The following is an 11,916-nucleotide window of genomic DNA, read 5'->3' on the forward strand; positions in this document are numbered from 1 at the left end:
CGTTTATTTTACCAGATGCCGTCACTGAATTTTTTTTGACCTGAATCCTTACCTTACGCACTACCAAATAAACCGCTTAAAACAATGAGTAACGAAGAAGGAAAAATAAGCGATCGCCAAATCGATAAAATTAGGACGATCGCCCGCTCGATCGAACTGTTGCTGTCGATCGCCGATACTAACCTGGGGCGATCGCATCTCTGGACGATCTCTCTTTTGTTGATTACTCCTGTTCAGTAAAATGCCTTTTCATTACACAAGCAACATGACCGTATGTACTACCTTCTAAACCCTCTAAAGCATTATGTTCTATATCCTCGTACTGACCTAATTTGCTAGTCCACTTACCATTAGAAAGTTGTCTCGCAGCGTGTTTGGGTTTCCCATCTAAAACATAAATGGCTATCTTTTCAAAACCAGTTTCCAGCAAAGCACTATCGCAGACTTCGTATCCTAAAGTTTGATAAGCCATAATAAAAGCAATTAGAGATTCCTCGCGCACTATATTAGGTGGCCAGTAATCCTGACCTTTGTCATCCGGCCACCACCATTCTTCCGTACTTCGAGCAGCCCAAGCTATACAATTATAATCAGTTGTATCTGGACTGGTAATTTGATATCCCGCTGTCACTAATTTAGGATGATTTTGTTCGATCCATTCTTTAATGTTTTGCTGCCAAGCATTATTTCCTACCATTTGTAACCTTTTGCTTTCCCCCACTCCAGCCAAATCTGAGTCATCTCTTTTGTTTTACCTCGTTTTTCCAAAGGTACTGGATCTTCTCCAGTAATTTCACACAAAGCCCAAAACCAACGCCCCGACTTTCTTTCCACTTCCCTTAATAACAGAGGAATTACTACTGGACCCATCCTAATAATTTGTTGGTAAGCAGGGTGCATAACTAAATCGGTACTTGATGAAATACCTATAGTTTCATTGCGCCATTGTTGTACTAAATTTATAAAAGTGCGATCGATTTCCTCGATCGCACTTGGCATTGCACCCACTGGATAAAAGTACCCAACTAAGCGTCCGTTATACTCTATTGCTAAAGGTTCTGTTTCCTCTAACAAAACTTGTTCCTTTAATTGCAGTAAGTTCGTTTGTTTCATTGGGCATAAATTAAAATATTAGTGTTAATTGCGATCTTAATTTAAAAATATATTTTTGTCAATAATTGAATGCAACGCGATCGCGCATTCCAGACCAAATATATCCACCCATTTCGGTGAATGCGGTAATGGTGACTCGTAACACGCGGGATTTCTCCCTAATTATGGGTCTAGTTATTGAAGATTGGACGGAATAAATCTCTGGCTATAAATTACCTAAAGACTTAAATGATTTATGAACAACAGGGTGTGACTCTTTAACTGCAATTCCTAACCGCTAATGCGGTTTTTATGGGTGCACTTTTCAGATTTGTACTCATGAAAACCAAGCTGGTATTGCCAGTTATTGACTCCAAAACTAGAGAGTCAATGCTGTTCCATTTCAGATCGCAACCCTATAAACCCAAGAAAAGGCAAGCTCTAATCCCCAACCTCAAACGAGATTTAAAACCGGGCTGGCTTTTAACAATTCTCGCACAAATAGACCGATGTTTATGGGGAAGGTGGGATTATTGGACTTTGTGTCAAGCTGTCCCCGCTCATGCCTGGATGCGGTGGCAGATGGAGCCAATGCTAGCCATTCTGGAGAACAGAAAACCCGAAAACTTACCCAAATTTGTAATTGAGGAAACTTTGCCAGCAGAACCGATTCCGCAAATCGAATGGCAGCATTCTCCTGCCGCAGAAGCCATGCTAGATAACACTCTCAATTGCATTCCCCAACACGGAGAATGGAAAACTTGGTCAGCTTGGGACTATTTGGAGTTTTTCTTGGACTGGGTTTTGTTCGCATTCGGACATCCAGCTTACAAGATTTTACCCAAAGAACCCGCCGGCTGTGAAGGTGCATCAATGCGTCTTTATCAGATTTTTGACCTGTCAATTCTCATGCTGTATCCTGAAGATTACATGGGCCGGCTGCTGCCCCAAATTTGCGGAAAGACTGCTCAAAAAAGTTCAGGGTTTTATCCAACACCCTTAGCTTTGTGTCAATTAATATCTAAGTTAGTCAGTGGTGATAAGACAGAGCGAATTTCCAGCTTCAATGAACCTGCTTGCGGCACGGGTGCTTTAATGTTAACACAGTCGAATTACTGTATGAGCGGTATCGGTCAAGATATAGACCCTACTCTGTTAAAATGCGCTTTGTTTCAGTTTTATATGTTTTCACCTTGGCTGGCTGTTCCGATTTGGTGGTTGGGTCAAACTGATTTGCTCCTTGGCAATACTTTAAGTAGCGATCGACCTCAATCAATGAACGCCACTTATTGGTACAATGAGTGGTTTGAGCCTGTCGAGTCTCAGGCTAAAAATCATTCGGATTGTCCAGTCGAACATGAAATAAGTTTAGCAGAAAGCTCAGAAGTTATTGACTTGAATGAGAAGACATCAATTCACTCAAATCCAGTAGTTCAAGAAGTTGTTAAGGGCAAACGCCGACCCAGAAAGATGACGACATCGCCTCACCAATTTACGCTGTTTAATTTGGACGATTTCTAGTCCAATACTACTTACCAACTGCTGCTTGAAGGATTTGTGCTGCCCAATCTACTACAGCCAGCCCTTGAGTTTTAGCCACATCTTGCATCTGGGCTTGCAGGTGTATCGGGAGCTGTATAGTTAAAGTAAAAGTATCTCGTTGGGCTCGTTTTGCCTTTTTGACTAACTCTGGCTCGATCCATCGATCGAGCCACAATTTACATTTAGCTCCTCGTTCGTTACCATCTTTCTCAATAAAGCTTAGTTTGCCTAGCTTTTGACAATAAAAACTGTGAGGGTCGTCTTGAACAGGCTCAAAACTGCAATGATAGCAATTCCAGCAGCTTCGGCATGGAGTTTCTGTCTGACTGGATGTTGCTCCCAATCCCTCAGCATTCTCTTGAGTGGCTGCTGAAATCTCACGGTTGGACGATGGATGATTGGCCCAGAGAGTTCGTTGGTTTTTGGAACTGTTCTCGTTGTTAGACTTATTCCTCGAATTTTTTTTCTGGTGTTCTTCAACAACTCGGGCAACGTGAAAAGCCGTAAGTTTGCCGTTCGGAGCAGTAGAAACAGCTTGGGCCCAAGCCCTAGGCTGCTCTTGGGAGGGTAGTGCTGTTAGAGGGCGAACTTGGCGCTCATTGGCGGGAAGGATTTGTGCGCCATGGCGCACATTTTCATAGACGGTTGCCGCTTCAATCAATTGATAGGCCCAGCGACGAGACATTTCCCACCGATTAGTGCAATAGTCTTCAAACGTCGAGAAGTCTTGCCGGTAAAGGCGCCGATCCCGGATTTGGCGCAAAGCTTGCCCTATTTCCCAGAAAGCTTTCAAGCTCCGTTCGACTGTAGCTTCCAAGCTGCTCAATTCTAATGCTTCAGCATCAGTGAGCGTGCTCTGGGCCGGCAAATCTTTAGCGTCGGCTTTGTTTAGCTGGCAGTCCTGTGCAACTCTCGCAGTGAGTTCAGCGCTGCGAACAACAGAGAAGTTATTTGCATCAGAACCGCGAACTGTGTTGGAGGATGACATTGATGTTCCGTCCCTCTTGCGCGGTGCAAGATTAAGTATTGCACAATGCAAGGATAGTTGCGTAATCGATTAAGGCTTTGATTGGTGACATACTCCCGACGCTCACGCCCTGCGGTAGAGCGCGGGGCTGCTGCTGCAAAAGCTCAAATTTTGTAAAAAAGGGGGTAAAATAACGACAAAGTATCGGCTTCAACACTACAGAAAGTAAAATAGTGTACGGTAAAAGCGTTAGTTGACATACTCCCGGTGCTTTCGCGCACGGGGATTCCAAAGACCGCTCTTTGGGCTTCGTCTTTCCACGACTCGGCTTACAAAGGAGGAGTCTCCTTACCCAAACTCTTGTCGATGTCTCGCAAGGGCGTTAGTTCCCGTGTACCCCAGGACTTTAAACCTAAATTTTCGGTAAGCAATCGTGACTGTTAGCTCTGTATCTTCTCTTATACTCGATCGCCAAAAGCGGCTGACTCAGTTGATCGAGCTGCTGCTGAAAGAAGGCTGGACTCAAAGCGCTTTAGCGTCCGCTATCGGAGTAGATTTTTCAACTGTATATCGGTGGTTAAAGGGGAAAACGATACCCGAATCCGATTCTAAGAACTTTCGGCAACTGGCAAAGTTAAGCGGTGGCAGTACCAAGACTCTGCAACTTTATTTGGATGGAGAAATATCCCTATCAGTTTATCAACGCGGTTTGGATGAGGTGGCGATCGGTCAAGTGAGTGGCAGCAAGAGGGTAGGCTCTGAAAAAATTAAAAAAGAAGTTTTAGCAAAGATCTATTCCCTCGATCCAGATGATATTGCCGATATCATTTCTTCATCAGTAGCATTTTTAGCCAAACTTGTATAGTTGGTAACAAGCAGCCTGCACCCTTACGGTTTTCTGTTGAGAAACCGGAAAAATCACCGTCTCATTCCCCACTCCCCCCAATTGGTGACAACTTAAGTTAAGGAAGCATTTGTCAATCAGCAATTACGATCTGAATTGACTCGGATTTTGACTAGAAAACTCAAATCGGAGCGATCGAAAAATCGTTAAGTATCCGAATCCTGACTCCTGACTCCAGCGATCGGTCTTAAGTTGTCAGCAATGACTCTCCCTGACTTCTGGCGATCGCCGCTATTGCTCAGTCTTTTATGCTCTGAGCAATGTACCTCCTTACTCTATCAGACCTCAATCAAACTATTCATACTAGCCCAGTACAAGAGCCACCTCTTGTTCCTTCCTATCTGCAAGAACGCTTGCAACTGCTTGTCAAGCAAATTTTAATGGGATTACCTGTCGAGCCAATTCTCAACAGTCACCCCCAGTTCCAGCAGTGGGTTTTCCAGCTCAAAGAACTATCGCCCTCACTGTTTTTACCGCAGCGAAAACTGTTTGTTGACATTCCACTTCAAACAAAACTAGACCGAACAAAAAGGGGAGTGACAGAAGAAAATTCTTCCCCTTCTCCTCCATTTAAAGTGATACAAGTCCGTACAAATGTGGGTTTAGTCAAAGGAACACCCAGACTATTTGAGTGGGCGATTCGCCATCCTGTACTGACTTGGCAAGACCGAGTTAAGTTATGGGTAGCTGCCGAATTCTTCGAGATCGAGCCTCACAAGCTGCAACTGATTATTTTGGCACTGCACCCGACTCAACCAGCAGAAAAAGTTCAGTTTGCCTGGGACAGCAAGCAACACCGACAAACTCAAAATTGGCTTTTGACTACCATTGAACGAGAGAGAGAACAAACAGTTATCAAGCTCAATGGTCATCTAACACCTCAACCGAAGGAAGTAGCAACAGCTATCAATTTGGATGAAGTCAATTTGGATGAAATCAATTTGGATGAAGTCAACGAAGTGTCGATCTAATCTGTTCAGACTGTGTATAGCTCTTCTGGATTTGTGGTGGGAACGGTAGTGTGAGCCTCTCGCGCGGGCTTTTCGGGCCGCATCACTAGAATTTTTATGATCACCTAAAACTCGGGAGAATCGACTTTATTACTATCCTCCTATCGAGAGACATCCACCTTCCGACGAAATTGCCCAAAAATCAATACTTTTCTTCTCTCCATAGGAGGATGACACTCTTTAATATGAGGAAAAACAATAGACTATGGATAAAATGTAGTAGGAATCTTAGCCGTGACTGCAATTACCCCGACACAACCAAAAACAAGCCAACTAAAAACCATCCTGATAGTTGAAGATGATCCGATGATGCAGCTCGGTCTAAAGCATATCTTCAATCAGCAACCCCATTTAACAGTTGTCGCCCAAGCTGTTAACGGTAACGAAGCCGTCAGTGTCGCACTGCAACACCAACCAGACATTGTGCTGATGGACATTGACTTGCCCGGAATCGACGGTATTGCAGCCGCGCAGCAAATCAGAGCCGCACTGCCGCATACTCGTATCTTGATGCTTACCCACCACAGCAATCCAACTCAGGTAATGGCGGCTTTGTCAAGCGGCGCTCACGGCTACTGCGTTAAAGGCACTAACGCAGAACAACTTCTAGCAGCGATTACGGCTGTGCAAGAAGGTGGCAGTTACCTAGACCCTAAGATTGCCGACTGCGTGCTGCAAAATCTCAAAACGCCACTGCCCGATAACTGTGCGAATGACGACATCAAGCTGACAGAAAGAGAAATGCAGGTTTTGCAGCAGCTAGTTGAGGGTAGAAGCAATAAACAAATCGCTGCTCAACTAGGAATGAGCGTCCACACCGCCAAAGGTCATGTAGAGATGATTATAGCTAAATTTGAAGCGAGCGATCGCACCCACGCCGCCGTTAAAGCACTGCGCTTGGGGCTGGTTTAACCGTTAGAATAGAGAAAGTGACATTTTCCTACACCTGTAACCGAGTTACTAAACGGTTCAAAGATTACTGTTGCGGTTGCCATTTTTCCGAAAACTCCCAAGGTTGCTGCATATTCTGGAGTGACAGTCGGACTGAAGTAAACGTTAATTTCGCGTATTTAAGAAGTGATATCAATTCCGTTTATACCGGAATGATATCATTTCAGATTTGATAGAAATATGTCATTGCGAGCTCTTAGCGAAGCAATCGCAATCGCTATGATATCATCCCGATGCTGCCGGAAGTGATATGACATCGCGATCGACATTAACTGTTCCTAGTGGAGACAGCAGTTATTAGAGATATTCTTTGGCTTGCACGATAGTGCATAATAATACCAAATCCGGTTGGCTCGGAATGATTTAACCGCGAAGGCGCTAAGGATGCAGAGGAAGAGAGAGAGGAATAATTTCGAGGCCAACGGATTTGATATAAATCGGGTCAGTAATTTTTTTTTATTGTTCTCAAATAGGCGTTCATATTTGATAAATTTTAGTCGTAAAACAATTATAGTTTATGATATCTTGTCACTCTTCAAACTTTGGCAAGGTCAACCAAAACCTCGCTCCTTTTCCCAATTCGCTATCAACACCAATCTCTCCGCCGTGAGCCTCAACAATTTGCCTGCAAATGAAAAGTCCCAATCCCAACCCTTGCCTTAAAGTAACCCCAACTCCCCTCGTATAAGGCTCGAATAATCTTGCACATTGCTGAGGAGAAATTCCGGCCCCATTGTCTGCAACCGTACAGCGAACCATCTTACCTTCCTTTTTAGCTTCTACAGTCAAAATAAACCCAGACTGATTGTATTTAACAGCATTGTCGATCAGATTGCCAAACACCCGCCATAGCTGCTGGGCATCAGCATTGACTAAAGGCAAATCTGCTGCAAAAAGCTGCTTAACCTTGACTCGATGCTGGTTGAGAATTGGTAATCTTTCAATAAGAATATTTTGGACTAAAGCGGGCAGCGACAGCGGCTTCATTGCTAAAGAAGCACTTTTTACGTCAAACTGCTGTGTTGCTGTTAGTGACTCAATCAACTGGAGTTGGCGCGAACAACTTTGCACCATAACCTCCACAGTCCGCCTATCAATAACAATGTTGCTGCCAGCATCAGCTAGGCGATTTTGCAGCAGCAGCGACATTCCCGATAAAGGCGATCGCAAATCGTGAGAAACAGCGTGCAACAGCATTTTTAAATTAGCTTCTGCTTGCTGTCTTTCTTGAATTTCCTGGCTTAGTTGAACATTTTGTGCAGCCAATTGCACGTTAGCGCAGCGAAGTTGCTGCTGCAAGCGCTGCATTTTAAGTTGAGCAGATACCCGCGCTAAGACTTCAACAGGCTCAAAAGGTTTTATAATGTAGTCAGCACCGCCCGCCTCAAATCCTTTTACTTTGTCAAATACGTCATCTAAAGCGCTGATGAAAATTACAGGAATAGCACAAGTAGCTTCAGATGCTTTAAGTTGACGGCAAACTTCATAGCCATCCATACCGGGCATTTTTATGTCGAGCAAAATCAAGTCTGGCACTTGCAACTCTACTGCTTTTAAAGCTCGCTCTCCACTAATCAGCTTCCTGACTTTGTACCCATGTTCAATTAGCACTTGAGACAGCAGTTGAATGTTGGCTGGAATATCGTCAACAATCAAAATGTCAGCCAAAAATTGTTCAGTTTGCTCCATTATCGATCGCCAAATGACAGATTTTTAAGTTTTTTCCGAATATTGTCAACCGCTATTTTTTCAGCCGCGCTGTTCGCACCAGCAGCATTGACTGGCGACTTAACATCAGCCACAGTCACGGGTTCTTCTGGATCGTTCGGATGTGGCAGCAATTGGTAAGCGAATCGAATCCGCTGATCCAGCTCTTCATCTATATTGAGCAGTTTACCCGTCTGCCGCTCTACTGACAAAGCTTTCGCCCGCTTTTCAAGCTGCTGTCTGATGCTGCTGTCCCACAGTTCTTCAGACTCTTTGGCTCGCTTGATGTCGCCGGCCCGCACCGGAATCTTGAGAGGGTAGGGAAATAAAGCTTCCGTCCCCGTTGCGTAGGCCGGTGAAGTGATGACGCACTTGCCTTGAGGAAACCTCAGAATTTCGTCAGGACTAATCAGCGGTTTCTTTTGCAACTGTTCGCTCCAGTTGACAGAACGGCTCGTTTGCTGCCCCGTCGAGCTGCCGGTCGATCGATTTTTTACCAGCACTTCCACTTCTCCGTACCGCTTAGAATATTTCTCGGCTGTCTCAAAATCGCCGGGGTTGAAGAGGACATGAGTTGACAGAGCACTGGCGATCGCAGCCCCTTTTTTATCCCCATAGAGATTATAGAGTTGATTGAGTGATTGAATGCCAACAATCGGTACGCCGCCAGCAGAACGATATTCGTTAGCCCACTGATCCATTCTGTCGAACTTGAGAGACGGAAACTCGTCTAAGCAGTACAAAAATGGGTCAGAACGTACCCGACTCAAATTAGACACCACACATAAGTGAATAGCAGCAGCTAACAGCGGCCCCACTACAGTGCGCCTTTGGTCATCTAATTTAAAAATAATGCACTTTTTGCCTTCTAAAGCAATCGGAATGGTGCTGCGACCAATAAATGCCCGCAGCAAATCTTTTTGAATGAAACTGGAGTAGGTTGCCTCTGCGGTTGCCTTGATGCCCGCCACTGTTTTTTCAGCATCTTTTGAACTTAATAACTGCGAAAAACTAGAGGCAATCCACCTATCCATTTTGAGGGGATGACCGTCGGGTCGGTGAACGGCGTGGTCGATGCGCTTGACCAAATCTGGGAGTTGAATAATTGCGTACACAAAAGCTAAATCCGGGTAAGGACTGCTTTTTGCCAACTGCACTAAACCCTTCGCCATCAACTCGCCTGCTTTCTCAAAAAACTCATTGCCTTTACTCTCCCCCGGACTAGCATTTCGAGCAATAACTTGTCCAATTTCTGCTGCCATTACTGCATCTTGTGCATCTCTCATAAAATCCAGAGGATTGATAGTGCCGCTGTAAGCTTCCCCTGGCGCAAACACTTGCACATCGTAGCCATAGCGCACTGCAAGGGGTGCAAGCACTTTCATCTGGTCTCCTTTTTTGTCGTAAATAATGGCAGGAAAACCTTGCTGGAATGCACTTTCAACCATCCGGTCAATGACGCTGAATGTTTTGCCAGAACCCGGAGCACCAATGACTAAAGTTCCGCGTTCTGCGTGGGGAAACCAAACCGTCGGATTTGCACCTAATAGCGTTTGCAATCGAGCACTCAATCCCTGACAACCTTTAAACCAATAAGTCGGCGTACCGCTCCACAAAGTAACGGGCTGCCGTTTTTTTTCTTTCATTTGCTTGAGGGCAGAGCCTGTGGCTGCCAATTTTTCAGCCGTCCCGCAGAGCCGCCCGGAGGTAATTTTACCCTTCCCGTTTCCCACTAATTTGGAAGCAATAAGTAAGCCTGCCATTAGCCCTAACATTGCCAGTCCCTCTGGCTTCATAAACTGACCCAACAACCCGCCAAAATCTATGCTAGTTAACGAACGTTTAGGAGTTTGAACTGCCATTGGTATCAAGGTAGCTTTGTTAATTTTAGGCAAAAATTGCAAATTGTTCATTTTTTTTAGATATAAAAAAAACTAAATGTTTCAGCTAGCGGCTATCGCCTCAAGGGGGAGACCATGACAAAAATAGGTAAACAATGGTAAGAAGCAATAACGCGAAATCTCCCAGTAAGACAGTACAGAATTCTAGTGGAAACTCCAACAGGCAAAAGAACAAGAGTGCTGATTATTACGAGATAGATCCGGAGCTATTCAACAGTGATTACAACCAAACTCGCAAGCCCTCTTTGCCCTATGGAATCGTGATTAACGATAACCCAGCAGGTATTTTGCTCCCGAACGACCAGCTTATCAAAGCGGAATGGCACGTAATGCCTAATGTTGAGGAATTGACAACGATCGAACTCAGCGAAGAAGTGACAGGCTTACTGCTCCCAAAAGCGAGAATGTTGGTATTAGCTTTTGTGCCTGAGTACATCCGCTACAAAGATATTGAAGAAAATGGAGAATTAGCAGGTACTTTTATTGGGCTTTACGACGAATATCGCGATTCCCTCGATAAAAAGACGCAGGAAGTGTGTTCCGAACACGCTCTCATCTTTCTAAATCCCAAAAACCAACCCCTGCATCAGGTACCGATTGTCGTCCGCTTCAAGAATGTAGCCCTCTGGAGCTTTAAGAGCGCTAGAGAAGAATTTTACCGCAATTTGGAACGGGCATTTGCTGATTGCTTTGGGAGAGATTACAGCGGTAAAAATGACAAGTGGCGCTCTTTGGGAGTGTTGAATGTCGAATTTAGAGCTATCAAAGAAGGGGAAGGCAAAAATAAATCGTTTTGCTGTAAAACTCACAGCATTACTCAGCCAACTGATGCTAATTTTCATAAGCTATTTCTCGGTCAAAAACCACAAAAGAAATTGATTTGGGGACTGCACAATAACATTGCTGGCTTCATTGACGCTAGCGATGCCCAGTTGCCAGCTATAGCTGCTGGTGCGGAACCTGAAGTCCAGGCGTTGCCAGAAAGCGTAACTAACCGCAAAAATCGAGGTAAATTGTCGCCCCCTCGCAAAATTGCACAAGTGGAAGGAGGAACCGACTCAGAATTAGAGGAGTTAGATGAATTTTCCGAGGCTGCTGAGGTTGAAGTTGAGGTTGATTCAGAAGAAGATTTTGACTTCGATGAACCCGCAGACTACTAAACACTAACTACTGAAAAGCTGGCTGTCAGCAAGTTGATAGGTAAGGCCGTCGTAGCAAAATTGAAGCTGGCGGCGGCCTTTTTTGGAAAGCTGATTCACTCCTAGACAAGGCAAACCCTCGTGCGAGGAACTGTTAGCCTTAAACAAAGGAGTTTTCGGCGGTTTATGGGGGTCGAGATAAGCTGCAAATACTTCTGTTGGCATTTGACTTGAATCATTAGGAATTAAGTAGCCAACATAAAGGCAGCCTTTTGTGCCGCACAGAGCGGAATTATTAAAATCATAAAGGTTCAGCCGTCCTACCGAGCCATTAACTTGCCACACTCGCATTCTCTTAATTGCTTCCGCCGCTGCACTTTGCCCAGCCGCTACTTTGAGTTCTGGAAGGCTGCTGTGTTCCTTTACAATTAGGGTTAAAGTTTCTTTTGGAGTGACTCGCAAAGCTTGTTGCCAAGAAGCTGGTGCGGTTGTTGCTGAACTAGAATTCGTGCAAGCAACTGTCCCCAATAATAGCGACAGGGCGGTAAAAACTGTCAAACCAATGCGAAACCAATAACCAAGTTGATTTAACCAAACCGGGGGGTTGACAATCTTTTGGATGCCTGCTGTTTGTTGTTTAACTCTATTGTAAGGATTCAGGTCAAAAAAAATTCAGTGACGGCATCTGGTAAAATAAACGAAT

The 11,916-nt window shown here is 44.6% G+C and carries 12 protein-coding genes; 6 read left to right on the forward strand and 6 right to left on the reverse strand.

All coding sequences use genetic code 11. The features are described 5' to 3' along the window. Nucleotides 1-84 precede the first annotated feature (84 nt). On the forward strand, nucleotides 85-240 hold the full coding sequence (locus tag QT974_RS21575) for a hypothetical protein (protein WP_333470468.1): 156 nt from the start codon (nucleotides 85-87) through the stop codon (nucleotides 238-240). On the opposite strand, the gene QT974_RS21580 is transcribed toward QT974_RS21575, so the two are convergent. Further along, a complete protein-coding gene (locus tag QT974_RS21580) occupies nucleotides 224-697 on the reverse strand; it encodes a DUF7689 domain-containing protein (RefSeq protein ID WP_333470469.1) in 474 nt (157 codons plus the stop codon). The two genes, QT974_RS21575 and QT974_RS21580, sit on opposite strands and share 17 nt — an antisense overlap. After that, nucleotides 691-1,113, reverse strand: coding sequence for a hypothetical protein (locus tag QT974_RS21585; protein WP_333470470.1), 423 nt, complete (start codon nucleotides 1,111-1,113; stop codon nucleotides 691-693). The genes QT974_RS21580 and QT974_RS21585 overlap by 7 nt, the downstream gene beginning before the upstream one ends. 318 nt (nucleotides 1,114-1,431) lie before the next feature. Here QT974_RS21585 and QT974_RS21590 point away from each other — a divergent pair, with 318 nt between their 5' ends. Beyond that, nucleotides 1,432-2,613, forward strand: a complete 1,182-nt coding sequence (locus QT974_RS21590; RefSeq protein WP_333470471.1) for a hypothetical protein — start codon at nucleotides 1,432-1,434, stop codon at nucleotides 2,611-2,613. A 7-nt stretch (nucleotides 2,614-2,620) separates the two neighbouring features. Here the strand turns inward: QT974_RS21590 and QT974_RS21595 are convergent, their stop codons facing one another. Beyond that, the gene (locus QT974_RS21595) at nucleotides 2,621-3,622 is read right to left on the reverse strand and encodes a hypothetical protein (RefSeq protein WP_333470472.1); all 1,002 of its coding nucleotides are present in this window, start codon (nucleotides 3,620-3,622) and stop codon (nucleotides 2,621-2,623) included. 412 nt (nucleotides 3,623-4,034) lie between these two features. On the opposite strand from QT974_RS21595, the gene QT974_RS21600 reads away from it, so the two are divergent. The 3 genes from QT974_RS21600 to QT974_RS21610 all read left to right on the forward strand — a co-directional run bounded on the left by QT974_RS21600 (nucleotide 4,035) and on the right by QT974_RS21610 (nucleotide 6,427). Further along, nucleotides 4,035-4,466 (forward strand): helix-turn-helix transcriptional regulator, encoded by a 432-nt coding sequence (locus tag QT974_RS21600; protein WP_333205516.1) that lies wholly within the window; start codon nucleotides 4,035-4,037, stop codon nucleotides 4,464-4,466. Between the two features lie 299 nt (nucleotides 4,467-4,765). Next, nucleotides 4,766-5,476, forward strand: coding sequence for a hypothetical protein (locus QT974_RS21605; protein WP_333470473.1), 711 nt, complete (start codon nucleotides 4,766-4,768; stop codon nucleotides 5,474-5,476). A 273-nt stretch (nucleotides 5,477-5,749) separates the two neighbouring features. Then, nucleotides 5,750-6,427 (forward strand): response regulator transcription factor, encoded by a 678-nt coding sequence (locus QT974_RS21610; RefSeq protein WP_333470474.1) that lies wholly within the window; start codon nucleotides 5,750-5,752, stop codon nucleotides 6,425-6,427. Nucleotides 6,428-6,994: 567 nt separating this feature from the next. Here QT974_RS21610 and QT974_RS21615 read toward each other — a convergent pair. Both QT974_RS21615 and QT974_RS21620 read right to left on the reverse strand, forming a co-directional pair. Continuing rightward, nucleotides 6,995-8,155, reverse strand: a complete 1,161-nt coding sequence (locus QT974_RS21615; RefSeq protein ID WP_333470475.1) for a hybrid sensor histidine kinase/response regulator — start codon at nucleotides 8,153-8,155, stop codon at nucleotides 6,995-6,997. Next, on the reverse strand, nucleotides 8,155-10,086 hold the full coding sequence (locus tag QT974_RS21620; RefSeq protein WP_333470476.1) for a type IV secretory system conjugative DNA transfer family protein: 1,932 nt from the start codon (nucleotides 10,084-10,086) through the stop codon (nucleotides 8,155-8,157). Before QT974_RS21620 ends, QT974_RS21615 begins: the two co-directional genes overlap by 1 nt. Before the next feature lie 83 nt (nucleotides 10,087-10,169). Here QT974_RS21620 and QT974_RS21625 point away from each other — a divergent pair, with 83 nt between their 5' ends. Beyond that, nucleotides 10,170-11,234 carry a DUF5895 domain-containing protein gene (locus tag QT974_RS21625; RefSeq protein ID WP_333470477.1) on the forward strand — a complete coding sequence of 355 codons (1,065 nt, stop codon included), beginning with the start codon at nucleotides 10,170-10,172 and terminating at the stop codon, nucleotides 11,232-11,234. A gap of 3 nt (nucleotides 11,235-11,237) precedes the next feature. On the opposite strand, the gene QT974_RS21630 is transcribed toward QT974_RS21625, so the two are convergent. Then, complete coding sequence (locus QT974_RS21630; protein ID WP_333470478.1) at nucleotides 11,238-11,771, reverse strand: hypothetical protein; 534 nt, start codon at nucleotides 11,769-11,771, stop codon at nucleotides 11,238-11,240. Nucleotides 11,772-11,916: the final 145 nt, after the last annotated feature.

This window comes from Microcoleus sp. BM001215392 (assembly GCF_036700185.1).
Classification (GTDB): Bacteria; Cyanobacteriota; Cyanobacteriia; order Cyanobacteriales; family Microcoleaceae; genus Microcoleus.